This is a genomic window from Rhodococcus sp. ARC_M6 (assembly GCF_022810305.1).
Classification (GTDB): Bacteria; Actinomycetota; Actinomycetes; order Mycobacteriales; family Mycobacteriaceae; genus Rhodococcus_F.
The window spans coordinates 1-25,100 of sequence record NZ_JALGQH010000039.1 but is presented as its reverse complement, the minus strand read 5'-3'; the positions used below and the strand labels follow the sequence as shown (position 1 = coordinate 25,100).

The following is a 25,100-nucleotide window of genomic DNA, read 5'->3' as shown; positions in this document are numbered from 1 at the left end:
CTGCCGATCCGGACGTCAACTTCAGCCGAGGAAGATGTTGCGACGCTTGGCCAACAACCGGTAGAGCGTCTGCTGGATTGTCTCTCGTACGTGGTCGGTCACTTCGAAGAGAACCATCGGATCCTCTTCTGCGCCTGGGCCGTACGTGTCGGTGACGATCGGGGTTCCGAACTCGATGTGCCACTTCGACGGCAACGGAACCAGGCCGAGCGGTCCCAGATGTGGAAACAATGGGGTGACCGGAAAATACGGAAGGCCCAGCACTCGCGCGAGTGTCGTCAGGTCACCGATCTTGGGGTAGATCTCTTCGGATCCGACAATCGAGCACGGAATGATCGGCGCTCCGGAGCGCATGGCAGCCGAGACGAAGCCACCGCGTCCGAACCTCTGCAACTTGTACCGCTCGCTGAACGGTTTACCGATTCCCTTGAATCCTTCGGGGAACACTGCCGCCACTTCGCCCTCGCTCAATAGCCGCTCGGCATCGGGGTTGCAGGCCAGTGTGTGCCCGGCCTTGCGTGCAAGCCCACCGACCACCGGCATCTCGAATGCCATGTCCGCAGCCAACATTCGCAGCGGTCGGTGCGCCGGATGATGATCGTGCACGGCAACCGACGTCATCAATCCGTCGAGTGGGATCACGCCCGCATGATTCGCAACTACCAGGGCGCCACCCGTGAGTGGGATGTTCTCGATACCGCTCACCTCGACGCGGAACCACTTCTCGAACAGCGGCCTCAGCATCGGCATCACGATATTGTCCGCAAAATGCGGATCGAATCCGAACTCGTCGACCTCGTAGTCACCGGCTACTCGACGCCGTAAGAACTCTGCCGCCGAAGCGATCTGATCGACCAAGCTCGATCGTGCGGAGTCGATGAAGGAGCCCTCGGCAGAGGTGTGCGGAGGCAACGACGAACTGGACGGATGTCGACGTTCACTCTGCTCCCGCACCATTCGTTCGGTGCCGGTGACGGATTCACGTGTTCGCGTACGCGCTGAATCGCTTCGACCGCCGTGCGGTCGCAGCGGAATTACCTTGGCCACGTCGCTCATCGCTCCACCACACCAGTGCCGGTATCCGGCATCGACAGGACGTCGGCGTTCTGCGATCCCGGGGAAGATACCGCGTTGCCGCCGACGATTGCAGTCAACGTCTGCTCGGCGCGATCGATCCAGCCGGAACCGATGATCCGCCGCGTCTGCGTGGCCCGGACAAAGTCGTCCAAAGCCTGCATCGTTGTCCATCTGGGCGAGAAACCCATCTCGGTCCGCATTCGCGTGGTGTCGAGACCACAGCCGAATCGGAAGTATTCGAGTTGTTCGTCCGTGTACAACCGCATCGCCGAACCCACCAGCGCGCTGCCGGCACTACGGAACAGCGCCAGCGGCATGGGGACTTGAATGCGTCCGGCCCGCCGAATGGCCTGCGACATCATCACGACGCCGTCAGCGGCGATGTTGTATGTCCCGGCCACCGCCGAGACCGTGGCGCATTCGAGTGCGGCCAACGCGTCTTCCACGTGAAGCAACTGCAGTCTGGCATCGCGCCCGACAATCGTCGGCACCACCGGCGCACTCACGTAGTGTCCGACCGTGGCCGTGAGTTGGGGGCCGATCAGCGGAGCGAGCCGCAGAATTCCCACGTCGATATCGGGTCGACGGCGCCCCATGCCTCGCAGATATCCCTCGATTTCGAGGCTGTCGCGTGCATATCCACCCGGCGGACGACGACGCGCGCTCATCTCCTCGGTGAACTTGACCGGGTCCTTGGCGCTGCAGCCGTAGACAACCGATGCAGATCGGAGCACGACTTTACGGACGCTGGGAGCTTTCTGGCAGACCGCGAACAGCTGCATCGCTCCGATGACGTTCATGTCTTTCATCGCGGCGCGAGAGCCTGATTTGGGGGCCTTCTGCAGCGTCGACGCATGCACGACAGTGTCGACTTCGGCGCCGCGGACGACCTTGCCGATGAGGGGGTTGCGGATGTCGGCGCGCACAAATTCGGCGCGGCCCATTCGGCGGAGCATGTCCTTGCTCGGGCTGACCGAGTCGACGGCGATCACACGCTCGATTTCGGGATTCTGCGCCAGCCGGCGCACCAGGTAGCCGCCGAGGAATCGGCTTGCCCCCGTCACAAGAACAACCCGGGGAACAGTGCTGTTCGACTTCGTTTCATCGGCCGTTTTTTCGGCCACATTGTCGCTTGTTGTTATGTCACGATCTACCACCAAGTACCCCCATATCCAGGACAAACACGCATTCCCGAAACACCTTCGCGACAAGTGGTCCCCACTTTACGGCCAGTCGAGGACTTGCGCTGATTACCCGCATCGCGCGCATTCAAGACATACCGTCCACCTAGTGAGACGGTTCGCGAAAATCCCCCCAATACATCAATGCCCGCCACCCCGAAAATGGGGTGACGGGCATCGATGCGTACTGAAAAATACTGCTTATTTACCGAGTTTCCTGCGCTGCACTCGGGTACGACGAAGCAACTTGCGGTGCTTCTTCTTGGACATGCGCTTGCGACGCTTCTTGATCACTGAACCCATAGCGGGTGTCCCTCACGTTCTTCTATAGCGTTCCTGCGCACGCCGGTCACGTACGCCTGCGCCAAGCAACTGGCGCCTGGCCCTCGTTTTAACTAGCTCAGCGCCTTACGACACCAGCTTGCTGGTACGACAGTTGCTCATCGTACCGGTGTGGGGTCACCCGACATAAACCGAGCCTCCGGCACAGCTACCGCTGTGCCCGTGACTCGGCCTACGCCGAGCTCATCCTCTTCGAACCGCCTGGTCAGCCGGCATCGAAGTACGAGGTTTCGAGATAGTCGTGTACCGCTTTCGCATGCACACGGAACGAACGGCCCACTCGAACAGCAGGCAACTCGCCACTGTGCACCAACCGGTACACGGTCATTTTCGACACCCTCATCAAAGTTGCCACTTCGGCAACAGTGAGGAATTGTGTGCCGGCCACAGCCGGCTTTCCGTCGTGGGACGAACCCATGGACGACTTGTTTGTAGACACCATAAATCCACATACCTCCAGTACGACTCGCGCCGCCGGCTTCCCCTCCGGCGGAACAGACACGTACGTACTAACCCGAGCTTAGCTGTACTAGTGGGGTTAAAGCGACGGGTGTGGCGTAACGGGCGACTATTCGGCAGTTACACCCATCGCTGCGGAACGTGTCTTCGCGGCGTCGAGTGCCTCGAAGAACGCGGTTCGGAGACCACCGGCTTCCAGCTGCCGGACAGCAGCAGCCGTCGTTCCACCAGGCGATGTGACGGCAGCACGAAGCTCTGCAGCACTATCCCCGGTGCGATCGAGCATCGCAGCCGAGCCGACCATGGTCTGGACCACCAATTCCGTCGCCACTGCGCGCGTGAGTCCGAGGCCGACACCGGCGTCGATCATCGCTTCGGCAACGAGGAAGAAGTATGCGGGGCCGGAACCCGACACCGCCGTCACAGCATCGATCTGGGATTCGGGAACAGTGACGACCTTGCCGACGCTACCCAGAATTCCCCGCACCAATTCCAGGTGCTCGGCCTTGACATGGCGACCCGGCGCCAAGACGCTCACGCCCTCACCGACCAACATCGGCGTGTTCGGCATGACACGAACCACCGGAAAACCTGCGGGCAGGCGCGTTTCGTAGAACCCGGTCGGGATTCCCGCCGCGAGCGAGACGATCAACTGCTCGAGGTCACCGTCGAGATCGATCTTGGCGAGTTCGGTCAGTGCCGACTCGACGTCGTTCGGCTTGACCGCAACGACGATGACGTCGGCACCTTCCGCGGCATCCGCGATGGTGCTGACCCGGATGGAGTACTCGGCGATCAATTCTTCGGCACGCGGCTGATACTGCTCGGCGACAACCAGATCCCTGATCGCGTGGCCGGCCTGCAAGAGCCCGGAGATCAGCGCCTCGCCGATCTTGCCGCCACCGATAATCGCAATTCTTGTCATGGTCGACAAGCCTGCCACGCCTGAAACGGACGTCCCTACCGGGGCATCATGGCGAGTTGCCGACTCTGTACGACGACTGCGCCGGTGGAATCGAGGACGTCGTGGTCCTCCTCGAACCACGTGCTTCCCAGAACATCCGAACGTGCGCGCACACGCAGCCAACCGGGAGCGGGCAGTCGCCGCAGGTAGGTGGTCAACTGCACGGTCGGTGCCCACCCGAACAGTCCGCGGTTCATCGTCACCGGGGCACTGATGTCTCCGGTCATGATCGCGAACAACACAGCGGTGTCGACGTCTGCTTCGTCCGCGGGCCGTGGCCGCACCCACATCCGCACCTCGGGCTCACCTTGGCTGCCGGTGAGGAAGTGCGCGGATGTCGTATCGATGCGCATGTCACAACCCTGACCGACGTGCACGATCTGTGCCATCGGATGCTCGCCGACGACGGCAACGGCGGCCTCCGACGGTTCCGCGGGCATGTCGTCGATCGACGAGGAGGTCACGAAAGTCGGATCGTTGCCGTCGGGCAATCCAAGTGTGACGGCGGCACGAACAGCTACGCGCCCCACTTGACTCAATTCGACGTCCACCAAGGCAACCTGACGCCCCAGCTTCTGGATTGTCACGACCAAGTCGACGTCGCCGGGGTCGGGCGCCGCGAGGTAGTTCGCGCTGACTGCGAGGGGCTGCATTGCAAGAACGCCCTCACTCTCGCCGGAGGCGTCTCGCAAGGCTTGCCGGGCTGCGGCTGCACAGACGGCCATCATCGACCCACCGTGAACCTTCGGACCGATAGTCCAGATGGGATCGATGGTGGCGCCGAAGCGGCCGTCGCCAAGTGATGTCAGACGGTTCAGGTCACGAAAAGGGCTGGTGCTCATCAATTTTCCTCATTCGATGTGGTGAGAGTGTTTAACTGCTGCAAGATCTTGGTGAGCCAACCGCCGCAGAGCCATCAGGACCGGCTCGTACATCGCGGTGCCGAGAACGGCATATCTAATTGCTTCTTCGGTCGATGTTCCTTCTTCTGTCGACGCGGTCGGCATCAACTCGATTTCCACCTCGGCGATCGCCCGGATGTGTTCGCCGTACGCCCGCAAGCGAGTTTCCGACAGAGTCAGTCCCGCATCCTCGAGTCCGATCAGCGCTTGTTCCAGGTGGGCGACGCCGACGTACCTCGGCTCGTACACCTGACCCAGAAAATCCAGAACCTTCTTCGCTCGGGGGAATTCGGCGTCCGGAGCAACGTCGACATACGGAGGCAGTTGCGCAATCGCCCGACCGAACGTCTCGAACTCCGAGTACTCGGTCGCCTCGATCAGTCGTAATACCGCCCGAATCCGTGGAATGGCCAGTCCGGCCCCGGAGAGCGCCCTGATCAGTCCGAGCCGACGGATGTGCTCGCTACCGTACCGAGCACCTGTTGCACTGGTGGGCTCGCCGGGCATCAACAAGCCCTCACGCAGGTAGTACTTCACGGTGGGCAGTGCGACGCCGGATCGTGCCGACAGTTCGGAAATTTTCATCGCGCTCCCATCACAAATTAGATACCGATACTATCCAACTACTGTGCTGTGCCGAATCCACACCCTGGGGTGCACTACGCTCGGACGTTCTAGCGAACACTATGAAGAGAAGTCGAGCGGAGTTCACGGGCAACATGGCAACAGAAGTAAATTCACCGTCGGACACCTGGCGCACTGTCGAACCCCTGACGTTGACGCCCCTGCTCAGCGCTGCCCTGGAGGTCTTCCACGAGTTCGGATACCACGGCGCCTCCGTCCGCGACATTGCCAAACGCGCCGGTGTCACGGTTCCCACGTTGTACTACCACCACGGAAACAAACAGGGCATCCTCGTGGCATTGATGATGACCGGAATCGAAGAAGTCACCACCCGAGCCCGCGCAGCGGTCGACGCAGCAGGCCCGTCCCCGACCGATCAGTTCGGCAACCTCGTCGAAGCGTGCGTGCTCCACATGACCAGTCGGGCGGACATCGCATTCTTGGATTCCGAACTGCGCTACCTCGAGGACGAGGAGCGAAAAGTCTACGCCGCCAAGCGGAAACACCTCGAGAATCTTCTCGCCGACGTGTTGACCGCGGGTGTAACCCGAGGTGAGTTCGTCGCGACCGACATCGCCGGCACCGTCCGAGCTCTCTTGGGCATGTGCCAGTCAGTGGTCCTCTGGTTCCGACCCGACGGACCCCAGACGCCCACCGAAGTCAGTGTTCTCTATCGCGAGATCGCCTTGAAGGCTGTCGCACTTTCCAATTAGCACCTCGATGTAACGGGCAACCATCCCATTTGACCGTTTAGGTGAATGTCACAGCGCTTCGCTGACACCGAAACCGGGACGCACCCCGGGTCGCGGGTCCACACTTAGACACAGAACGACGGGGTGGACCCGAAGACCGAGGGAGTTCTTGAAGCATGGCCGACAACAATCCATTTGTTCCTCCTAGTGCGGTCGACGTCGACCTCTCCGCGGTCGCGTGGGGCGCGAACCGGACGATGTCCGATTTCGAGACCGGGATGTGGCGGATGGAAGAAGCGCAGCCGCAGTTGCGTTCGCCGATCGTCGCAGTTGAAGTCCTCGACCACGCTCCCGACTGGGACCGCCTGACCGAAGCACTCGAATGGGCGTCGCACATCGTCCCGCGCATCCGCATGCGCGCTGTCGAACCTGCCCTGCAGCTCGGCAATCCGGTCTGGTCGGTGGATCCCGAGTTCGACATCGGGTACCACCTTCGACGCGTGCGCCTGCCCGCACCCGCAGATTTCGATCACGCGCTGCGGATGTGCCGGCACCTGGCCACCGAGCCTTTCGACAAGGCTCGTCCGCCGTGGAGTGCGCTACTCATCGAAGGTCTCGACGACGGTCGCGCAGTCTTCGTCGTCAAGACCCACCACTCCATCACCGACGGCATGGGCGGCATCCAGATGATGACGCTTCTGCACAGTCGACGCCGCGACCACACCCCCGACAAGCCGGACCGCACTCCGCCGCCCGCAGAGCGATTGTCCTCATTCGGTGCTTTCGGCGAAGAGGTGGCGGGCGACATCCGACGCGCCCCGTCCCGAGTGGCCAAGCTCGTTCGCGGCGCCGCGAGCGTCGCGGCCACCGCCATCACTCAACCGATCGACACCGCCACCGAGGTCCTGGGTTACGCCAATTCGCTCCGCAGAATTGTCACACCGCCGGCCCGGTCCGGGTCACCACTGCTCCGCGAACGCGGACTCGGCCGCTGGTTCGGGACATTGGAAGTTGGTGTGCCCGAACTCAAAGCGGGCGCCAAGGCGGCCGGAGGTTCCCTCAACGACGCCTATGTCGCTGCGCTACTCGGCGGATTCCGTCGGTACCACGACGCATTCGGGCAGTCGGTGAACAGCATCCCGATGGGCATGCCGGTAAGTATGCGCAGCGGTTCGGATCCGTCCGGCGGCAACAGGTTTGCCGCCGTGCGCTTCAGCGGGCCGATCTCCGAAACCGACCCGGCCAAGCGGATCCGGCAAGTCCGCGAAATCGTCCTGAACCTTCGTGAAGAACCTGCCCTCGACGCCCTCGACGTGGCGGCGCCGATCCTGGCACGTCTCCCGAATCAACTCCTCGCCAGCTGGTACCTGTCCCAGTCGACCGGACTCGACCTGCAGGCGAGCAACGTTGCCGGCGTTCCGGTTCCGGTCTACCTGGCCGGAGCGAAGATCGAGCGGATGTTCCCGTTCGGTCCTGCCCCGGGTTGCGCCGTCATGGCAACACTCGTCTCGCACGTCGGAGTGTGCTGCATCGGAATCAACCTCGACACCGCAGCCGTCACGAAACCCGCACTGTTCATGGAATGTGTGCAGGAAAGCCTCGACGAGATAGTGGCACTCGGAACCGTTACGGAAGGTGTGTGAGCCATGGCTACCAGTGCAATCCGCCCACAGGTCTACCTGACGGAAACCATGACCGAAGCGGAAGCCGGTGTGCTTCGAAAATGGCTCGCTGACAAGGCCCAGGGAACCACGAAGCCGGCGACAACCGTCGCCATCACGGACCGCACCCTCGCCGATCTCGCCCGTCGAACCGACGATCCGATGCTCACACCCCTCCGAGTCGTGTGGTTGCCGGACACTCAGACCGAACAGAACGTCGTCCGACGCGTTCGGAATGCGCTGGCACCACGTGACCCGCTACATCCCGGCCGCAGTGCGCAACGCCGCACGCTGCGCACCGATCCTTCGCGGTGCCAGGTCATCGAAGGAGAACCGGCACCGCTCAGCGACCTGGCTCGACGCCTCGACGAGAGCGGCAGTGGATCACTGCCCGAGTTCATTCGCCGCCAGGCCGCCTTGGCTCTCGAACGAACCGAACTCGGATTGATCGGCAACCAGTACAAGGTGTCGCGGTTCGTCGTCGACGAAATCACCGATACCCGCCGGTTCACCACTGAGACAATGGCTTTGGCCGACCGCCTCGGAATCGCCGTCTCCGAGGTGGATCGGCGTGCCCGCGAATCGCTGCACGAAATGGTCGCGACCCAGACTCGCGAGGCCATCGCCGTGTGGGATCGCTTGGGTCGCTACTTCTCTCGCGCCTACACCATCGACGTCGACACCAGTAGATTCGAAGAACTGCGCGAACTCAACAAGGAACATTCACTCGTGTTCCTCCCCAGCCACCGCTCCTACCTCGATCCTCTGGTGCTACGCCCGGCACTCATCAAGAACGGACTTCCACTCAACCATGTCCTGGGTGGTCTCAACATCAGCTTCTGGCCGATGGGTTCGATCCTCAAGCGCAGCGGCACGGTCTTCATCCGTCGTACCATCGGGGACGACGAAGTCTACAAGTGGTCGATGCACGAGTATATGCGCTACCTGCTCACCAAACGCTTCAATCTCGAGTGGTACATCGAAGGTGGCCGCGGGCGTACCGGGAAACTTCGTCCGCCACGCTTCGGGCTGATGACCTACCTGGCCAAGGCATTTCAGGTCAGTGGTGCTTCCGATGTCTACCTCGTACCTGTCGCACTGAGCTACGACCAACTCTACGAAGTCGGAGCAATGGCCGCCGAAGCGCTCGGGGCCGAGAAGAAGCCCGAAGGTTTGCGCTGGATGGTCGGCTACGTGCGCGCGCAGGGCAAAAGAAACGGCGTCGCACACGTGTCGATCGGACGCCCACTCTCCCTCGCTGATGCACTCAGTCAGGAACCGGACCAGCGCCTGGCAATTCAGAAGGCCGCGATCGAGGTGTGCCACCGCATCAACGAGGTGACTCCGGTGACGGTCTCCTCCCTCGCGATGCTCGCGTTCCTCGGCATCGAGGACCGCGCGCTCACCGTCGCCGAACTCACCGCCATTCTCGAACCGCTCTTCCGATACATCACAGCGCGCAACCTTCCGCTGGCCGGCGACGTCGAACTCGACGATCCGCACGTCATCGAAAAGGCACTGCAGACGCATGTCGACTCCGGAGTGCTGATGCACTTCGACAAGGGCGGCGAGAAGGTCTTCTACCTGGGCAAAGATCAGGGTCTGGTCGCGGCGTTCTACCGCAACAACACCATTCACTTTCTTGTTGTCCGGGCAATCGCAGAACTGGTCCTGCAGGCGATGGCGGAGAAGAAGTCCGCCGACCCCATCCTCGACGGCTGGAACGAGGCCAAACGAATTCGCGACTTGATGAAGTTCGAGTTCTTCTTCAGCGACCGGGATACCTTCGAACAAGAGATGCGCACCGAACTGCACTTGATCGACCCAAATTGGGATTCGATCACCGCAGACCCGGACCGTACCTCGCAGATCGTGAAAGAGATTCGGCCGTACCTCGCGCCGCGGGTACTCCAACCGTTCCTCGAGGCATACCAGGTGGTGGCCGATCAGTTGGTCCTGACGCCGGTCTCGAAGTCTTTCGACGAAAAAAGTTTCACCCGAACCTGCATCGACGTTGCCCACGAACGACGGTTGCGCCAGCAAATCGCCAGTAGTGAATCCGTATCCGGTGAATTGTTTGCCACTGCACTGAATTTGGCACGCAATCGCAATCTCGTCGAAGCCGACGACAACGATGTGACGGCGCGCCGGGCAGCCTTTGCCGAGGAAATTCGGGTACAGGTCGAGCGATTGCGCCATATCCGACGCCTCGCCCACGCTCGACTCGAGGCATTCGAAAAACCCGATGCGGCCGAGAACATCAATCTTGACGAGGAAGCAGGACTGTGACCGGACTCGAACGTCTGCACGCCGCGATTGCCGCGGCGCCACCCGGACCTGACACCATCGCGGCATTCGACCTGGACGGCACCCTCATCAGCGGGTACTCCGCCAGCGTTGTCTACCGGGATCGACTGCGACGCTTGGACATCAGCGTCGGCGAGCTGCTGCGCACCACCGGTGCCGCCATCGACACCCAGTTCCGGGGTGCCGACGTCGGCGCCCTGATGGACATCGGCGTCCGCGCGCTGGCCGGCCGCACCGAAGAAGAATTGAACGATTGGGGAAATCGGCTCTTCAAGCAGGAAATTGCGGCAATGATCTACCCCGATGCGCGCGGACTACTAGCAGCGCATCGCAAGGCCGGTCACACCATCGTGATGGCAACGTCCGCCACACCGTTCCAGGCACGCAACGTCGCCGAAGATCTCGATATCGAAGATGTCCTGTGCACCCAACCCGAAGTGATTGACGGGATGCTCACCGGAGAACTGACGACGCCGGCGCTGTGGGGTCCGGCCAAGGCAAACGCACTCGCCGAGTATGCCGAAAAACGTGGCGCAGCCTTGAGAGATGCTTTTGCCTATTCCAATGGCGCCGAAGATGTTCCGATGCTCGAAGCCGTCGGCCGGCCGGTTGCGCTCAATCCCGATCGGTCACTGGCCAAAACTGCCCGGCTCAATGGTTGGCCCAGCGTTACGTTGCGTAAACCGCAGCGCGGCGCGACCCCGATCTCCACGATCCGTACCGCCACCGCGATGGGCGCCCTCGCCGCTACCGCCGTGGTAGGAGCGTCGGCCGGATTGGTCACGGGTAACCGGCAACTGGGAGCCAACCTCGTCGGCACCTACGGCCCGGACATCTCGCTGTCACTGCTCGGCATCGACGTCGAAATCGACGGTGAGCACAACGTGTGGGATCAGCGTCCCGCAGTCTTCATGTTCAACCATCAAAGCTCGTTGGACATGCTGGTTCTGGGCACCGTCATCAAACGCGACGTGACCGGAGTAGCCAAGAAGGAAGCAGCAAACGACCCACGGTTCATACCGATCGGGGCGTTGCTGGACGTGGCGTACATCGATCGAACCAACACGGACAAGGCAAAGGCCGCACTGCAGCCCGTCGTCGACAAGCTCAAGAGCGGCGTCTCCATAGTCATCGCACCGGAGGGAACCCGCTCCCCCACACCCAAACTGGGGGCTTTCAAGAAGGGTGCCTTCCATATGGCGATGCAAGCCGGTGTTCCCATCGTGCCGGTCGTAATTCACAATGCCGGCGAGCGTATGTGGCGCAATTCTCTTGTCGCACATCCGGGTCCGGTCTACGTCTCGGTTCTCGATCCCATCTCCACCGCGGACTGGAAGCTCGAGGATCTCGATACTCGCATCGAGGAAGTCCGAGCGAAGTTCGAGGCTACGTTAGCCGCCGGACACCGCTGAGTCGGTGGTTTCACCACAGCCGGAAGAGGCTGTGGTGAAACCCTTTTCACGATCAGTTAGCGGGCACTGCGCGCGATAATCGTGCGTGGTCGCGAATTCCTCTACCCGATCAAGTCAGACATGCTTATGCTTGGTCAGTGTGCAAGATGCTCGCGTGCAAACGCGAGGGCCTGCGCCAACATCGACGACCTCTCGCGTCGGGTCCGAGCGTTCTGCGTATTGATCTCGATGACTGCTTGACCGGTAAACCCGGTGGCGACAAGATGTTGGCACAGTTCGGCGCACGGCTGCGAACCGTGCCCCGGAATCAAGTGCTCGTCCATCGAGGCTCCCCGACCGTCCGCCAGGTGCAGATGCTGAAGTCCGGAACCCATTCTTGCCGCAAGCGCAAAAGCATCCATTCCCGCAGTTGCGGTGTGGGACAAATCCAGTGTGTAGTGCGCATGATCGGAATCGGTGGGATCGTACGACGGGCTGAAAGCCGACAACGCGGCACCCGGGCCGCCGCGCTTACGAAGCCGCTCTGCCGATTTGTCCTTGCCGCCGAAGAAGCTGTCGGCGCGCATCGGAAACATGTTCTCGACTGCCACGACGATGCTGCTTCGTGATTCGAGTTCTGCCACCTGATCCGGAAAACCGTCGGCGTACTTCCGCTGCCAACGGAACGGCGGATGCACGACCACTGTGGCAGCGCCCAACGATTCCGCGGTGCGTACCGAACGCTCGAGTTTTTCGATCGGATCGGCGCCCCACACCCGCTGCGAAATCAGCAGGCACGGTGCGTGAATCGCCTGCACCGGAATCTGGTACTTACGTACCAATGCTGCAACGGCACCGATGTCCTGGCTGACGGACTCCGCCCACACCATCAACTCGATACCGTCGTAACCCAATTCAGCCGCATAGCGAAACGCAGCTTCGGTGTTCTCGGGATACACCGAAGCCGTCGACAAGCCCACAGCAATCATCGGCAAATCAACCTGAAGTCAGCAAGAACGCCAGCGGACCCAACGTCACGATCATGCCGACAACCACCGCGATCACGAAGCTGGTGATGTCATCGGTTTTCCGCAGAACGCGAACAACGGCAACCAGGCCGACGATCACGATCAGCGCAAGCACCAACGCAACCCACGGGAGCATGTCCCACAGCTTCTCGAAGCCCTTGAACATCGCGCCGCCGATGATGAGAGCAACAACAACCTGCCCGCCCAGCATCGCCCATTCGCGGATGGAACTGCGATTATCGGATTCTGCTGTTTCCGCGTCCTCGGTTGGTGCATCCACCAGTGCAGCCGCCGCGTCCGCCACCCGGTTCTCCGTCGAAGAACCCAGCACACCCGTCATATCAACGGCGGCAGTCTCTGCGGGATCCGCATCGACCTTGTCCGTCACCTTGTCCATCAACTCCGTGCTGACGTCCACGGATGGAGCAGTCGGGGCAGCCGGAGCCACTCGGGGAGGCAGGATAGGCGCTCGCATAGCCGGACTCTGCGCGTTCTGAGCGACCTCACGCTCTTGACGCATGAGGTCACCGGCCAACGTCTGGCCCGACAGCAATGCGGGCTCCTGCGTCACCCGGGCAGGAGCGACGGGTATCGATTTGGCCGGCCCGGCCGGTATCGACTTGGCCGGCGCGGCCGGTATCGACTTGGCCGGCGCGGCCGGTTGCTTCGCCGGCGTCCGGCTCACCCACTGACCCGGCACGCTCTTGGAGACGGGCTTGTGGAGATCGATCTGGGTCTCGTCGACGGACTGCTCGACGGGCTTGGCCACATCAGGCTTGGTCTCGACCGGCTTGGTCTCGACCGGCTTGGTCTCGACAGGCTTAGCCGCAGCGGGCTTAGCCTCGACAGGCTTCGTCTCGACGGCGGCTTCCGGTTCCGTGACAGCTTTCGGTTCCTCAACAGCGTCGGGCTCAGCGGCCGAACGGGAAGCGGCTGGCCGAACGATCGGTATCTCACCGGTCAGTTCAGCTACGGAGATGCCGCCGGCAACACCGCGGCGTCGACGCCCACCTCGGGATTCGACCGTCTGACCGTTCCGCTTGAGCAGTTCCGCTACGGAAATCTGCTGACTGTCCTCGGTCATCAAGCACTCACCACCAATTCACCGCCCATTTCTGTGTCGAGCTTTCGCAGAATCAGACCTTCGCGTAATGCCCACGGACAAATTTCGAGTTCGTCCACTCCGAGCGCCCGCATGGTTGCTTCCGCGATGAGCGCGCCGGCCACAATCTGCTGTGACCGATCCGCACTCACTCCTTCCAATTCTGCACGGTCCGACGCCGTCATCCTGGATATGAAGGCTATGAGTTGCCTGAGTCCGCTGGCCGTCAGGGTCCGTTTGGCGCGCGGCCCGGCTGCCGACGGCGCTGCTCCGGTGAGTCGCGCGAGTGAGCGGAAGGTCTTCGAAGTGCCGACGGTCCGGTCCCAATCCCCCGCTGCGCGGAGCTCCTTTGCTGGTCCGAGAAGTTCTGCATCCAGCCAGTCGCGCAGTACGGCGACGCGACGCTTGCCGGGCGGGTCGGCTTGGAGCCAGTCGCGGGTCAACCGTCCGGCACCGAGCTGCAGTGAGAACGCAACATCCGGATCTTCGTCGCCGCCGGCTGTGAGTTCGAGAGAACCTCCACCGATGTCCAGATTGAGGATGCGTCCGGCGCTCCAGCCGTACCAACGGCGAACCGCGAGGAAGGTCAATCGGGCTTCGTCGACGCCGGAGAGAACCTCGAGCCGGACGCCGGTTTCTTCGCGGACCCGGGCGAGGACGGCTTCGGAGTTGTTGGCGTCACGCACGGCGGAGGTCGCAAACGCCATCATCTCCTCGCACCCGGACATCTTGGCGATTCCAGCAAATTCCGCCACCGTCGAGACGAGGCGATCAGCTCCGGAAACCGTGATGTCTCCGCGGTCGTCCGTGTTCTCCGCCAGCCGCAAGGTGGACTTGGTGGAGCTCATGGGTGTGGGGTGGCCGCCGCGATGGGCGTCCACAACCAATAGATGGACGGTATTGCTTCCGACGTCGAGTACCCCTAGTCGCACATCGCCACGGTACTGGGTCTACGGTCTGCCCTTGTGACAGCAGGTAACCCAGACCGGTCCCACAAGATGACTCCTAGCCCCGAGGTCGACCTCGACTTCCCTCGCGAGTGGGTCGAATTTGTCGACCCCGACAACTCCGAGCACCTCATTTCCGCAGATATGACCTGGCTTCTCTCGCATTGGACCTGCGTGTTCGGCACGCCGGCGTGCCAGGGCATTCTCAGCGACCGCCCGGACGACGGATGCTGCTCGCACGGCGCCTTCCTCTCCGATCAGGAGGATCAGGACAAGCTAGATGCGTCAGTGAAAATGCTCACAGCTGACGACTGGCAGTTCATGGAGAAGGGTCTCGGCAAGAAGGGATACGTCGAGGAAGACGATCTCGAGGACGAGCCGGCGCTCCGAACTCGCCGCTACAAGGGTGCGTGCATTTTCCTGAACCGACCGGATTTTGCGGGCGGTCCCGGTTGCGCGTTGCACTCGATGGCGCTGAAGAAGGGCATCGAGCCCCTCGAAGTGAAGCCGGACGTGTGCTGGCAACTCCCGATCCGTCGTACCCAGGACTGGGTGGACCGCGCGGACGGAGTCCAGATCCTCAAAACCACCATCACCGAATACGACCGTCGGGGTTGGGGTGAGGGCGGCGACGAGCTTTCCTGGTACTGCTCAGGCTCGCCCGACGCCCATGTCGGCCAGAAGCAGGTGTGGCAGTCGTACGGTCCCGAGTTGACGGAGATGCTCGGCAAGGCCGTTTACGACGAGCTGTCGCGCCTCTGTAGGCGTCGTGCGGGGTTGGGGCTTATCGCAGTCCATCCGGCGACGACAATCGCTCAGAACAACGCTCAGCACTGATCGACAAGTTCAAAAAATAATTCGGCCGCCCACGCAGTTGCGTGGGCGGCCGAATTTTGTAATGCGGGTCAGCCTTCGAGCTTGTATCCCAAGCCGCGAACGGTGACGAGGTGTTCCGGCTTGGCCGGATCGGATTCGATCTTCGATCGCAACCGCTTCACATGTACGTCAAGGGTTTTCGTGTCCCCGACGTAGTCCGCTCCCCAGACTCGGTCGATCAACTGACCGCGGGTGAGCACCCGACCGGAATTGCGGAGCAGGTATTCGAGCAGGTCGAATTCCTTGAGCGGCAACGTGACCGGATTTCCACTCACCTGGACCACATGACGCTCGACATCCATCCGGACCGGTCCGGCTTCGAGTACACCGTTGTCCGACGCCAGATCAGCCTCGTTCTCGGCGCCGCGTCGCAGCACCGCGCGGATACGGGCGATCAGTTCGCGAGCCGAATACGGTTTGGTCACATAGTCGTCCGCGCCGAGTTCCAGGCCGACAACCTTGTCGATCTCACTGTCGCGTGCGGTCACCATGATGACCGGGACACCCGAACGGGTGCGCAGCGCCTTGCACACGTCGGTGCCGCTCATGCCGGGCAGCATGAGGTCCAGCAGGACGATATCCGCGCCACTGCGGTCGAATTCCGCCAGCGCCGACGGTCCGTCGGTGACGATGGTCGTCTCGAAGCCTTCCTTGCGGAGCAGGAACGCCAGCGGATCCGCCAACGACTCCTCGTCTTCCACGATCAGCACACTCGTCATCGTTTGGCCTCCATGCCTTGATCTTTACTGCCTGGGTCTCGTCTGCCGATCCGCACGGAACCAGTGGTTCCCGAATCGTCAGAGTCGATGTCGTCTTCTTCCACATGCGCTGGAATCTGCATCGTGAAGGTAGATCCGGTTCCTGGTTTGCTCCATAAATCGATGGAGCCGTTGTGGTTGGCTGCAACGTGTTTGACGATCGCGAGCCCGAGACCGGTACCGCCGGTCTGGCGTGAACGCGCTTTGTCGACGCGAAAGAATCGCTCGAATACGCGTTCCTGGTCGGCTTTCGCGATTCCTTCCCCGCGGTCGGTGACGGCAACGGCGACGTTGTCGCCGCGCACCGACCTACTCACGGAGACTGGAGAACCCTTGGGCGAGTATGCAATCGCATTCTCGATGAGATTGGACAGTGCTGTCACGAGCAGCGTCTGATCGCCGAGCACTTCGAGTCCACTGGGATGGTCGGTGGTGACGGTAATTCCGGCCGCCTCCGCCGAGAGCCTCGATCGCGACAGCGCTTCGGACACAACGGTATCCACATCGACGACATCGAGATCGGGAAGCTTTTCTGCTCCCTGCAGACGCGAGAGAGCGATCAGTTCGGTGACCATCTTGCCCAGCCGAATCGATTCACTGTGCACTCGTTCGCCGAAGTGCCGCACCGATTCCGGATCGTCTGCCGATTCCAGCAACGCCTCGGCCAGCAGGCTCATGGCGCCGACCGGAGTCTTGAGTTCGTGACTGACGTTGGCGACAAAATCGCGTCGGGTCGCTTCCATCCGGACCTGCTCGGAGTCGTCGTCGGCAAAAAGGACCACAAAATTGCGGTCGTCCTTGCTGAGCAAACGCGCTGTGCCGCGCACTGCGATCCGTTCGCGGCCACGTTGAACGGTTTTTGCGGTCAGATCCAACTCGACGGGTTGACCGGTCTCGAGCACCTTCTGCGCGGCCTGCCAGGCCCGCTCCTCGACCAGGCGATTCTTGACGAGGCCAAGTTCTTCGGCTCGGGGGTTGAACAGCACCACGTCGTGGAAACCGTCGACAACGGCGATGCCGCTCTCCGAAGCCAACACGATCAAGTCCAGGACCTGCGACATGGTCAACCCGGTCTGCTCGGCAACTCGTTGTTTGTGGCGTGAGTTCAACCGCGGAATCAGCACACCCCCGACGAGGTAACCGACCAAGCCGCCGATCACGACCAGCAGCACTCCCGTTGCGACACTCACGGCGCAATCGTACGTTCGAGCGACGGGTTGGTTACGGCGGGTTCGGGCATTTCCACCCACGTAATCCGCCCGGTGGACTGCGTTGGCGTGCTGTTCATCTTCTGTTGGCCGAAACCCCCCGAACTCACTGTTCGAGGGGTTTCGGAGGTCACCATGTCAGGACTACTTCGCGCCCTGATTCGCGACTGCGGCAGCGCCTGCTGCGGCGGCGGCAGGATCGAGGTACGTGCCACCGCGGTTGAGCGGCTTCAGGTTCTCGTCCAGGTCGTATCGCAGCGGAATCCCCGTCGGGATGTTGAGACCGGCAATGTCCTCGTCGGAAATTCCGTCAAGGTGCTTGACCAAAGCGCGCAGCGAGTTGCCGTGCGCGGTGACGAGCACGTTCTTGCCGGCGAGCAGGTCCTTCGAGATCGTGTCTTCCCAGTACGGGATGAGTCGCTTGACGACGTCGAGCAGGCATTCGGTCAGCGGGACCTCACCGATGTCCGCGTAGCGAGGATCTGCGTCCTGGCTGTATTCGCTGCCGGCTTCGATAGCGGGCGGCGGGGTGTCGTAGCTACGACGCCACAGCATGAACTGCTCGTTGCCGTATTCCTCTTTGGTCTGCGCCTTGTCCTTGCCCTGCAGAGCGCCGTAGTGGCGCTCGTTGAGGCGCCAGTCGCGGACGACGGGAATCCAGTGGCGATCAGCGGCGTCGAGCGCGATGTTGGCGGTGCTGATCGCACGGCGCAGCAGCGAGGTGTAGAGAACGTCGGGAAGGAGATCGTGCTCGGCGAGCAGTTCGCCGGCGCGCTTACCTTCGGCCATGCCCTTGTCGGTCAGGTGGACGTCCACCCAGCCGGTGAACAGATTGAGTGCATTCCATTCGCTCTCGCCGTGGCGGAGCAGGACCAGGGTTCCGATAGTCATGCCGTCAATCCTGGCACGAGCGCATCCGAGAGCGCCGACCACCTTGGCTCTGCGGTACGCACGTGGGTATTTCTGCACACAAGTCCGCGCGATTCGCGGGAAAACGCATTCGCGTACACCTTGTGTGCGCTCAGGCTCGGGTGAACTATTCGATGAGGTGCTTGAACGGCTGCAGGTTCGCCAGTGACTCGCCACGCGACACGCGCCACGCCCACTCACGCTTGATGGACGAGAAGAAGCCGAGTTCGAGAATGACATTGAAATCGCCGTCGGCTGCCTCGAGAACCTGGCCCAGGACGCGATCGAGTTCGTCGGCGGTCACGGCATGCTCGGAGATCTTGCCGACGAGATAGATGTCCCCGACCTTGTCGAGGGTGTACGCCACCCCGTACAGGCGACGGTTCCGCTTGAGCAGGAACTTGTAGACGCCCTCGAAGTTCTCGTCGACCTTGCGGCAGACAAACGCCTCGACGCGGACACCGTGGTTGCCGACGGTCAGCAGCGTCGACGTCTTGAGCTTGTGCTCACCGGGAAGTTCGACGATGAAATGGGCGTCGTCGCGCTTGGTGAATTCGAGTTCGCGCTCGGTGAGTGCCTGCTCGATCGTGTCCGAAATGCTGCTCATGTACGCACTCCCCCGGTCCGTCGCAAGCGCCACAGGCCCCGCGCACGGCGAGGCGAGAAGTCACTGGGACCGGTTCCGTTGTTGTAGTTGATGCCGGCTTTGCGGTAGCTCTCGAGCAATCCGTCGGCGGTGTGTTCCCACGAGAAATCCTCGGCGTGACGGGGCGCTTGCTGCGCAAGGGCCGCCAGTCGAGCCGGCTCGGTGACCAAGGATTCGAGGGCGCCGGCCCAGTCCTCGGTCTTGTGCCCTTGCACCAACAACCCGGTCTCACCGTTGCGCACGGCAACACCCAAACCTCCGACGTCGGCTGCGATCACCGGCGTTCCACACGCTTGCGCCTCGATGGCGACCAGGCCGAAGGACTCCGAATAGCTAGGCACTGCAACAAGATCCGACGCCCGGTACACGTCGACCAGCCGCTCCGGCGCCTGCGGCGGCATGAAGGTCACCTGCGCCGTGATGCCGAGGCTACGCGCGAGTTCGATCAACACGTCCGGTCGAGCCATCCCGGTTCCGGAGGGTCCGCCCACCACCAGGATGCGCAGCGGCAGTCCCGGCTGACGACCAATGACCTCGGCCGCTGCACGCAGCAGTACGTCGGGGGCCTTGAGCGGTTGGATGCGTCCGACAAATGTCACGATCACTTCGTTCGGGTTCAATCCCAACGACGCACGAGCCTGATCGCGGTTACCCGGTCGATAGCGAGTCAGGTCCGCTCCCGGGGCGACGACGTCGATACGCGTCGGGTCGGCTCCGTAGTACTCGTGGAGCGCCTTGGCTTCGTCGGTGGTGTTCGCGACCAGTCGATCGGACTCGGCAACCACCTGTTGCTCACCGATCTGACGAGCCGCCGGTTCGGGAGTATCACCCTCGGCCATCGACAGGTTCTTGACCGCGGCGAGTGTGTGCGCGGTGTGGACGAGTGGCACACCCCAACGGTCGCGAGCCAGCCAGCCGACCTGACCGGACAACCAGTAATGCGAATGGATCAGGCTGTAATAGCCGGGTTCGTGACGCGCTTCCTCACGCAGAACACCGGCGACGAATGCGCAGAGTTGCGTCGGCAGATCCGCTTTGTCGAGGCCTTCGAACGGCCCAGCGGCGATGTTGCGCACCCGAACCCCCGGTGCAGCGTCGACGACGGGGGCGTCGGCGGACGACGTCGCGCGAGTGAAAATCTCGACCTCGACGCCACGTTTTGCGAGCTGAATCGCGGTTTGCAGGACGTAGACGTTCATCCCACCGGCATCACCGGTGCCTGGTTGCGCCAAGGGCGAGGTGTGGACCGAGAGAACGGCCACCCGGCGAGGGCGCGAAGTGTGCGTGGGAGTCACGGTTCCATAGTGCCCCCTCACCGGGTTCTAGTTCTAACCGAGGCCGGTGATGAAGTCGCTCACTTCCGACACGAATCGACTGGGATCTTCGACGAACGGCCCGTGATTGCACCCTTCCCAGTACGACGCCTGGGCCTTCGGAATGAGTTCCTCGGCGTGCTTACCTGCGCTCACGTCGACGACGGAGTCCTCGGTGCCGTGCAGGACGAGGACCGGGATGTCGAGGTCGCGGAGCAGGTCGTCGTGACCGACGGCACGGTTGAACAGTGCGGCGCGCACGCGCGGGCGTGTCTCGAGACTCGCACCGAACAGAGCCTGCGATTGAGCTCCCTTACCTTCCGGGGGTCCGGTGAGCGCATTGCCGAAAGCACCGAGCGCGCGGATCGCCTCGCGGGGATCTTCGGACATCGCGCCGGGGACTGCGCTGCGCATCGCCGATCCGACCTTGCCGCCCTTCTCGCCGCGTCCGATGCTGGTGATCGCGCCGACCAGAACGGCTCCGGCAACCGCGCCGGTGCCATGCGCGGCCAGGTAGTCGCAGATCACCAGTCCGCCGTACGACCAACCGAGAAGTACGGCGTTCTCGGTGATGCCCTCGGCCTCCAGGATTGCGGCAACGTCGCCGGCCCAGTTCGCGGACTCGTCGTAGCCGGCTTCCGGGGCGTCGGAGTAGCCGTGTCCACGGAGATCGACGGCGATCAGCCGGTACCTCGACGCCAGATCGCTCAGGACCTGCTCGCCCCAGCACTGCGAGGACTGCGCCCAGCCGTGTAGCAACACGAGAGGCGACGCATCAGGATTTCCGGTTACTCGATAGACGATGGACGTGCCGTCGACGCTGACGGCTTCACGAATAGACATGCCGTCACGATAGAGGCTGTGACAGCGGCACCGACGGCAAGCAGGTACGCGGAATGGACGCCGTACCGGTCGATCAACTGCCCGGCCAGGGCCGATCCGAACGCCACGCCCACACCGAGTCCGGTGACGGTGAGCGTCATACCTTCGGTGAGTTTCTCGGGTGGAACGATCTGCTCGACGAGGGCCGTGGCGATGATGAGCGTCGGCGCGATGGTGGCGCCGGCCAGTACGTAGGCACCGGCCAGGGCCGCAACATTGCCGACGAGCAAGAGTGGGACGCTCAGAATCGTGACGGCCGCCGAAGCGATCATCAGTTGTCCGCGCAGGGATCTCCGCGGGTGCATGGAGCCGAAAATCAGGCCCACGAGTCCCGATCCACCGGCAAACAGCGCGAGGAGGACTGTCGCGGAGCCCGGCGAGTTCTGTTCCTTGGTGAATGCGATGGCACCCACGTCGATGACGCCGAAGATGGTCCCCAGCATCACCATCACGGTGATGAGAATCCACATTGCCGGGTTCGCGAGTACCGAACGGCCACGGCCCGGTCGACGCGGATGAATCTTGGGTTCCGTCGATCGTTGCGCCACCAGCAGGAGCGTGCCGACGACCAGCAGGATCAGCCCCACCAAGGGTCCGGCCTCGGGAAAGAGGCCGATACTCAATCCGACCGAGACGACGGGGCCGACCACGAAGCAGAGTTCGTCGACCACGGATTCGAAGGCAAAAGCCGTGCGCATCTGAGGCTTTCCGGCGTAGATTGCCACCCACCTCGCTCGGACCATGGCACCGATGGTCGGGGTCGCACCGGCCGGAACGACCAGTGCGAACAGCAGCCAGACCGGCGCTTCGAATCGGACGGCGAGCAACAGGGTTCCGATCGAAATGGCACTGACCGCAGCGGCCAACGGCAGTACTGCCCGCTGACCGAAGCGATCAACGGCACGGGAGACAGCGGGCGCGATCACGGCGCACGAGAGCGCGAACACCGCAGCCAGTGCGCCGGCAAGGGCGTAGTCGCCACGTAATTGCGAGATCATCGTCACGATGCCGATGCCGATCATCGCGATCGGCAGTCGCGCGATGAATCCGGCGGCCGAGAAGGCCACCGATCCGGGAGCGGCAAAGATCTCGCGATAGGCGCCCATCAGGCTTTTGTCAGCGGATTCGGTCATGACTGCTTCTCGTACACCGATCAAGGTTCACAGAGCCGAGGCCGTCTCGACAAATCGATTTTCGTGTGCGCTCAGGTTGAACTGTCGGTAACTTGCCTTACGATTGCGCGAATGAGTGTCCTGGTGTTGTTCCACGCCCATCCCGATGACGAAGTATTCATTACCGGTGGCGTTATGAGAATGGCTGCCGACGCAGGCCATCGCGTCGTAGTTGTCACTGCCACCGACGGCGCCTTGGGTGAATATCCCGACGGACTGCTCGATGAGCACGAAACGTTGGCTCAGCGTCGTAGCCGTGAACTCGAGGCGTCTACCGACGTTCTGGGTGCCAGCCGCGTCGTATCGCTGCACTACCCCGATTCCGGGATGGTCGGCACGCCCGAAAACGAAAACCCCGACGCTTTCTGCAATGCCGACGTCGACGAGGCTGCCGAGCGTCTGGCCGAGGTGCTTCGCGAAGAAAATGCCGACATCTTGACGATTTACGACTCCAACGGCGGTTACGGTCACCCGGACCACATTCAGGTCCACTATGTCGGTATCCGCGCCGCGGAACTCGCGGGCACCCCGTACGTCTACGAAGCGTCCACCAACCGAGATCACATGAAGATGCTGATGCAGGCCAACCCGGAATGGACGGACGAGGCGCAGCCGCCGGACATCGAATCCTTCGGGCTACCGGCCGAACAGCTCACGACGGCTGTCGACGTCAGTTCGGTGATCGGCTCCAAGCGGGCCGCCATGTACGCGCACGCCACACAGGTCGGTGATTTCGGCCCGTTCCTCGAAATGCCCACGGAAATGCTCACAGCAGCATTCGGCACCGAGTGGTTCCGACGACGCAATGCGCCGGCCGGGCTGGCGGAGTCTGCACTGCCTTTGTAAGACGTTGCCCTTGTAAACCTCACATCGGCTTCGGTATCTGGTTAGCATCGGTAGGTATGGATCTCGAACAGCTTGTAGCAACAATGCCGTTTGCAGTACATACCGGAATCGAGCTGGACAGCGCGGCTCCCGAACAGGTTGTCGGGCATCTGGATTGGGATGACCACCGCACCACCGCGGGCAATGGAATGCACGGCGGCGCACTGATGACGCTGGCAGACAGCGTCGGCGCCGTCTGTGCATTCCTGAACCTGCCGGCCGGCGCCGGTACGTCCACCACCAGTTCTTCGACTGTCTTCACCCGCGGCGTCCGCAAGGGCACTGTCACCGCGACTGCCCGGCCACTCCATGCAGGCCGCAGCACCATCGCGATTGTGACGGAACTGCGCGACGACGAGGGCCGTCTGGTCGCTCAGGTCACGGCATCGCAGGCTGTGTTGAGGCCGTGAACCTTCCCGGGTACCGATCCTCCGGCGCCACCGTGCCGTACGGCAATCTCCTTGCTTCGCATGACGTTGCGATGGAGGGCTACTTCTGGCGATTCACCCTGCCCGAGAGCAACCGAGTCGTGATCGCGCTTGCCGGGATCAATCGGGCCTCCGACGACCACTGGTCGACACTCGGAGTCGGAGCGCATCCCGGCGGATTCCTGTGCGCAGTCGAGCATCCCAGCGGAGAAACGGATCCCGACACGCTGGGCGCTTACGCGGACAACGCTTTTCGCGGAAGCGCGGATCATGTCCAAGCAGACTTCGGGAACGCGCAATTGGATGTGCGGATTACCGAGCCACGATTCTGGCCGCGCCGACGCTTCGGTGGTTCGAGCTACTTCCAGTCCGTTCCTGCCCTCAATCAGTATTGGCACCCGTGGCTTCTCGGTGGCCGCGCCGAGGGCAGTGCCGTCTTGGACGGTCAGGAGTGGGATCTCACCGGAGCACACGTGTACGGCGAGAAGAACTGGGGCAAAGGCGGTTTCCCCGAATCCTGGTGGTGGGGCCAGGCTCAGGGATTCACGGATCCCACTGCCTGCGTCGCGTTTGCCGGCGGCCAGATCAGTGCCGGACCATTCCATACCGAAGTCACAGCAGTTGTTGTGGCACTACCCGACGGAACTGTGTTCCGGCTCGGCAACCCGGTTACGTCACCGGTCGAAACCGTTGTCTCCGACGACCGTTGGTCATTGCGTGGGCGCAACCGCACCTGGAGCGTCGAGATCGAAGGCAGCGCCCCACTCTCAGACGCCCATATCCTTCCGGTTCCACTACCCGCAGAACGCCGAAATGTTCCCGGAGCACTCGAGCATCTCGGCGGAACCATGACGGTGACGGTACGTAAACGCGGCACCCTGGTCTGGACCGACACTTCTCACCTGGCTGCGCTCGAACATGGCGGTCTCGACCGCGCTCAGGCCGAAGTCACTCGGCGGGAGCAACTCGCGCCAGATCGATAAGTGCCGACGCCGCGGGGTTCTTACCGCCGACGACGCGCCACACCAACTCCAGTCGTGAGCGCGCCTCGGGCTCGAGATCAATTCGATGCAGTTGCCCCACCGCAGATTCGGGAAGAACAGCCATCCCAACCCCTGTGCGGCGAGCGAGACGATAATCCCCAGATTACTGGCCTCGAGCGCAACAGTCGGTGCTACATCAACTGCGGCGCAAGCAGCGTCGAAGCACGTTCGTATTCCAGTCCTTACGTTTTAAGAAGGGTGATCTACGAGGTTTCGAGTTCTAGGCTTAGATCGCCCAGGGATGCCGGATATGGCTGGCATTTCGTCGCTGTTGTTGATGGCCGAAGGGGATTGGCCGTCCGG

The 25,100-nt window shown here is 62.4% G+C and carries 26 protein-coding genes; 8 read left to right on the top strand and 18 right to left on the bottom strand.

Annotation, left to right across the window (positions count from 1 at the left end; all coding sequences use genetic code 11):
* Window positions 1-21: 21 nt before the first annotated feature.
* The 7 genes from MTX36_RS26630 to MTX36_RS26600 form a co-directional block, all read right to left on the bottom strand.
* Window positions 22-1,056, bottom strand: a complete 1,035-nt coding sequence (locus tag MTX36_RS26630; protein WP_243622671.1) for a lysophospholipid acyltransferase family protein — start codon at window positions 1,054-1,056, stop codon at window positions 22-24.
* A complete protein-coding gene (locus tag MTX36_RS26625; protein ID WP_374230548.1) occupies window positions 1,053-2,201 on the bottom strand; it encodes an NAD-dependent epimerase/dehydratase family protein in 1,149 nt (382 codons plus the stop codon). The genes MTX36_RS26630 and MTX36_RS26625 overlap by 4 nt, the downstream gene beginning before the upstream one ends.
* Window positions 2,202-2,459: 258 nt before the next feature.
* Window positions 2,460-2,561 (bottom strand): 30S ribosomal protein bS22, encoded by a 102-nt coding sequence (locus MTX36_RS26620; protein ID WP_003402602.1) that lies wholly within the window; start codon window positions 2,559-2,561, stop codon window positions 2,460-2,462.
* A 244-nt stretch (window positions 2,562-2,805) separates the two neighbouring features.
* A complete protein-coding gene (locus tag MTX36_RS26615) occupies window positions 2,806-3,042 on the bottom strand; it encodes a helix-turn-helix domain-containing protein (RefSeq protein ID WP_243622669.1) in 237 nt (78 codons plus the stop codon).
* Between the two features lie 126 nt (window positions 3,043-3,168).
* Window positions 3,169-3,984 carry a pyrroline-5-carboxylate reductase gene (gene proC, locus MTX36_RS26610; RefSeq protein WP_243622668.1) on the bottom strand — a complete coding sequence of 272 codons (816 nt, stop codon included), beginning with the start codon at window positions 3,982-3,984 and terminating at the stop codon, window positions 3,169-3,171.
* 35 nt (window positions 3,985-4,019) lie between these two features.
* Window positions 4,020-4,865, bottom strand: coding sequence for a thioesterase family protein (locus tag MTX36_RS26605; protein ID WP_243622667.1), 846 nt, complete (start codon window positions 4,863-4,865; stop codon window positions 4,020-4,022).
* A 9-nt stretch (window positions 4,866-4,874) separates the two neighbouring features.
* Window positions 4,875-5,510, bottom strand: a complete 636-nt coding sequence (locus MTX36_RS26600) for a MerR family transcriptional regulator (RefSeq protein WP_243622666.1) — start codon at window positions 5,508-5,510, stop codon at window positions 4,875-4,877.
* A gap of 134 nt (window positions 5,511-5,644) precedes the next feature.
* Here MTX36_RS26600 and MTX36_RS26595 point away from each other — a divergent pair, with 134 nt between their 5' ends.
* From MTX36_RS26595 to MTX36_RS26580, 4 genes are all read left to right on the top strand, one after another.
* Complete coding sequence (locus MTX36_RS26595; RefSeq protein WP_243622665.1) at window positions 5,645-6,262, top strand: TetR/AcrR family transcriptional regulator; 618 nt, start codon at window positions 5,645-5,647, stop codon at window positions 6,260-6,262.
* 155 nt (window positions 6,263-6,417) lie between these two features.
* Window positions 6,418-7,884, top strand: coding sequence for a wax ester/triacylglycerol synthase domain-containing protein (locus tag MTX36_RS26590; RefSeq protein ID WP_243622664.1), 1,467 nt, complete (start codon window positions 6,418-6,420; stop codon window positions 7,882-7,884).
* A 3-nt stretch (window positions 7,885-7,887) separates the two neighbouring features.
* Window positions 7,888-10,191: a glycerol-3-phosphate 1-O-acyltransferase gene (locus MTX36_RS26585; protein WP_243622663.1), complete on the top strand. Its 2,304-nt coding sequence runs from the start codon at window positions 7,888-7,890 to the stop codon at window positions 10,189-10,191.
* Window positions 10,188-11,621, top strand: a complete 1,434-nt coding sequence (locus MTX36_RS26580; protein WP_243622662.1) for an HAD-IB family hydrolase — start codon at window positions 10,188-10,190, stop codon at window positions 11,619-11,621. Before MTX36_RS26585 ends, MTX36_RS26580 begins: the two co-directional genes overlap by 4 nt.
* A 134-nt stretch (window positions 11,622-11,755) precedes the next feature.
* Here the strand turns inward: MTX36_RS26580 and MTX36_RS26575 are convergent, their stop codons facing one another.
* Genes MTX36_RS26575 through MTX36_RS26565 form a run of 3 tightly spaced genes read right to left on the bottom strand, consistent with a single transcriptional unit; the run spans window position 11,756 to window position 14,662 of the window.
* Window positions 11,756-12,589 carry a sugar phosphate isomerase/epimerase gene (locus tag MTX36_RS26575; RefSeq protein WP_243622661.1) on the bottom strand — a complete coding sequence of 278 codons (834 nt, stop codon included), beginning with the start codon at window positions 12,587-12,589 and terminating at the stop codon, window positions 11,756-11,758.
* A 7-nt stretch (window positions 12,590-12,596) separates the two neighbouring features.
* On the bottom strand, window positions 12,597-13,712 hold the full coding sequence (locus MTX36_RS26570) for a hypothetical protein (protein WP_243622660.1): 1,116 nt from the start codon (window positions 13,710-13,712) through the stop codon (window positions 12,597-12,599).
* Window positions 13,712-14,662 carry a Ppx/GppA phosphatase family protein gene (locus MTX36_RS26565; RefSeq protein ID WP_243622659.1) on the bottom strand — a complete coding sequence of 317 codons (951 nt, stop codon included), beginning with the start codon at window positions 14,660-14,662 and terminating at the stop codon, window positions 13,712-13,714. The genes MTX36_RS26570 and MTX36_RS26565 overlap by 1 nt, the downstream gene beginning before the upstream one ends.
* Before the next feature lie 66 nt (window positions 14,663-14,728).
* Here MTX36_RS26565 and MTX36_RS26560 point away from each other — a divergent pair, with 66 nt between their 5' ends.
* Complete coding sequence (locus MTX36_RS26560) at window positions 14,729-15,514, top strand: hypothetical protein (RefSeq protein ID WP_243622693.1); 786 nt, start codon at window positions 14,729-14,731, stop codon at window positions 15,512-15,514.
* Window positions 15,515-15,582: 68 nt separating this feature from the next.
* On the opposite strand, the gene MTX36_RS26555 is transcribed toward MTX36_RS26560, so the two are convergent.
* The 7 genes from MTX36_RS26555 to MTX36_RS26525 form a co-directional block, all read right to left on the bottom strand.
* On the bottom strand, window positions 15,583-16,272 hold the full coding sequence (locus MTX36_RS26555; RefSeq protein WP_094271719.1) for a response regulator transcription factor: 690 nt from the start codon (window positions 16,270-16,272) through the stop codon (window positions 15,583-15,585).
* Window positions 16,269-17,501, bottom strand: a complete 1,233-nt coding sequence (locus tag MTX36_RS26550; RefSeq protein ID WP_243622658.1) for a cell wall metabolism sensor histidine kinase WalK — start codon at window positions 17,499-17,501, stop codon at window positions 16,269-16,271. The genes MTX36_RS26555 and MTX36_RS26550 overlap by 4 nt, the downstream gene beginning before the upstream one ends.
* Before the next feature lie 162 nt (window positions 17,502-17,663).
* A complete protein-coding gene (locus MTX36_RS26545; protein WP_176459712.1) occupies window positions 17,664-18,419 on the bottom strand; it encodes a phosphoglyceromutase in 756 nt (251 codons plus the stop codon).
* 136 nt (window positions 18,420-18,555) lie between these two features.
* The gene (locus MTX36_RS26540) at window positions 18,556-19,035 is read right to left on the bottom strand and encodes a YbjN domain-containing protein (protein WP_243622657.1); all 480 of its coding nucleotides are present in this window, start codon (window positions 19,033-19,035) and stop codon (window positions 18,556-18,558) included.
* Window positions 19,032-20,390 (bottom strand): D-inositol-3-phosphate glycosyltransferase, encoded by a 1,359-nt coding sequence (gene mshA / locus MTX36_RS26535; protein ID WP_243622656.1) that lies wholly within the window; start codon window positions 20,388-20,390, stop codon window positions 19,032-19,034. The genes MTX36_RS26540 and mshA overlap by 4 nt, the downstream gene beginning before the upstream one ends.
* Before the next feature lie 12 nt (window positions 20,391-20,402).
* Window positions 20,403-21,230 (bottom strand): alpha/beta fold hydrolase, encoded by an 828-nt coding sequence (locus tag MTX36_RS26530; RefSeq protein ID WP_243622655.1) that lies wholly within the window; start codon window positions 21,228-21,230, stop codon window positions 20,403-20,405.
* A complete protein-coding gene (locus MTX36_RS26525) occupies window positions 21,176-22,402 on the bottom strand; it encodes an MFS transporter (RefSeq protein ID WP_243622654.1) in 1,227 nt (408 codons plus the stop codon). The genes MTX36_RS26530 and MTX36_RS26525 overlap by 55 nt, the downstream gene beginning before the upstream one ends.
* Window positions 22,403-22,513: 111 nt before the next feature.
* Between MTX36_RS26525 and MTX36_RS26520 the strand changes: the two genes are divergently transcribed.
* From MTX36_RS26520 to MTX36_RS26510, 3 genes are read left to right on the top strand one after another with little or no spacing between them, the layout of a single operon-like run.
* Window positions 22,514-23,287: a PIG-L family deacetylase gene (locus tag MTX36_RS26520; RefSeq protein ID WP_243622653.1), complete on the top strand. Its 774-nt coding sequence runs from the start codon at window positions 22,514-22,516 to the stop codon at window positions 23,285-23,287.
* Between the two features lie 56 nt (window positions 23,288-23,343).
* Window positions 23,344-23,736 (top strand): PaaI family thioesterase, encoded by a 393-nt coding sequence (locus tag MTX36_RS26515; protein WP_243622652.1) that lies wholly within the window; start codon window positions 23,344-23,346, stop codon window positions 23,734-23,736.
* On the top strand, window positions 23,733-24,737 hold the full coding sequence (locus MTX36_RS26510) for a tocopherol cyclase family protein (RefSeq protein WP_243622651.1): 1,005 nt from the start codon (window positions 23,733-23,735) through the stop codon (window positions 24,735-24,737). Before MTX36_RS26515 ends, MTX36_RS26510 begins: the two co-directional genes overlap by 4 nt.
* Here the strand turns inward: MTX36_RS26510 and MTX36_RS26505 are convergent.
* A complete protein-coding gene (locus MTX36_RS26505; protein ID WP_243622650.1) occupies window positions 24,703-24,861 on the bottom strand; it encodes a hypothetical protein in 159 nt (52 codons plus the stop codon). The two genes, MTX36_RS26510 and MTX36_RS26505, sit on opposite strands and share 35 nt — an antisense overlap.
* Window positions 24,862-25,100 lie beyond the last annotated feature (239 nt).

What these genes read in the sequence shown, in the direction of transcription:
- MTX36_RS26630 (WP_243622671.1), bottom strand. Translation starts at nt 1,056, where the DNA reads ATGAGCGACGTGGCCAAGGTAATTCCGCTGCGACCGCACGGCGGTCGA.
- MTX36_RS26620 (WP_003402602.1), bottom strand. Translation starts at nt 2,561, where the DNA reads ATGGGTTCAGTGATCAAGAAGCGTCGCAAGCGCATGTCCAAGAAGAAG.
- MTX36_RS26615 (WP_243622669.1), bottom strand. Translation starts at nt 3,042, where the DNA reads ATGGTGTCTACAAACAAGTCGTCCATGGGTTCGTCCCACGACGGAAAG.
- proC (WP_243622668.1), bottom strand. Translation starts at nt 3,984, where the DNA reads ATGACAAGAATTGCGATTATCGGTGGCGGCAAGATCGGCGAGGCGCTG.
- MTX36_RS26605 (WP_243622667.1), bottom strand. Translation starts at nt 4,865, where the DNA reads ATGAGCACCAGCCCTTTTCGTGACCTGAACCGTCTGACATCACTTGGC.
- MTX36_RS26600 (WP_243622666.1), bottom strand. Translation starts at nt 5,510, where the DNA reads ATGAAAATTTCCGAACTGTCGGCACGATCCGGCGTCGCACTGCCCACC.
- MTX36_RS26595 (WP_243622665.1), top strand. Translation starts at nt 5,645, where the DNA reads ATGGCAACAGAAGTAAATTCACCGTCGGACACCTGGCGCACTGTCGAA.
- MTX36_RS26590 (WP_243622664.1), top strand. Translation starts at nt 6,418, where the DNA reads ATGGCCGACAACAATCCATTTGTTCCTCCTAGTGCGGTCGACGTCGAC.
- MTX36_RS26585 (WP_243622663.1), top strand. Translation starts at nt 7,888, where the DNA reads ATGGCTACCAGTGCAATCCGCCCACAGGTCTACCTGACGGAAACCATG.
- MTX36_RS26575 (WP_243622661.1), bottom strand. Translation starts at nt 12,589, where the DNA reads ATGATTGCTGTGGGCTTGTCGACGGCTTCGGTGTATCCCGAGAACACC.
- MTX36_RS26570 (WP_243622660.1), bottom strand. Translation starts at nt 13,712, where the DNA reads ATGACCGAGGACAGTCAGCAGATTTCCGTAGCGGAACTGCTCAAGCGG.
- MTX36_RS26560 (WP_243622693.1), top strand. Translation starts at nt 14,729, where the DNA reads ATGACTCCTAGCCCCGAGGTCGACCTCGACTTCCCTCGCGAGTGGGTC.
- MTX36_RS26555 (WP_094271719.1), bottom strand. Translation starts at nt 16,272, where the DNA reads ATGACGAGTGTGCTGATCGTGGAAGACGAGGAGTCGTTGGCGGATCCG.
- MTX36_RS26540 (WP_243622657.1), bottom strand. Translation starts at nt 19,035, where the DNA reads ATGAGCAGCATTTCGGACACGATCGAGCAGGCACTCACCGAGCGCGAA.
- MTX36_RS26530 (WP_243622655.1), bottom strand. Translation starts at nt 21,230, where the DNA reads ATGTCTATTCGTGAAGCCGTCAGCGTCGACGGCACGTCCATCGTCTAT.
- MTX36_RS26525 (WP_243622654.1), bottom strand. Translation starts at nt 22,402, where the DNA reads ATGACCGAATCCGCTGACAAAAGCCTGATGGGCGCCTATCGCGAGATC.
- MTX36_RS26520 (WP_243622653.1), top strand. Translation starts at nt 22,514, where the DNA reads ATGAGTGTCCTGGTGTTGTTCCACGCCCATCCCGATGACGAAGTATTC.
- MTX36_RS26515 (WP_243622652.1), top strand. Translation starts at nt 23,344, where the DNA reads ATGGATCTCGAACAGCTTGTAGCAACAATGCCGTTTGCAGTACATACC.
- MTX36_RS26505 (WP_243622650.1), bottom strand. Translation starts at nt 24,861, where the DNA reads ATGGCTGTTCTTCCCGAATCTGCGGTGGGGCAACTGCATCGAATTGAT.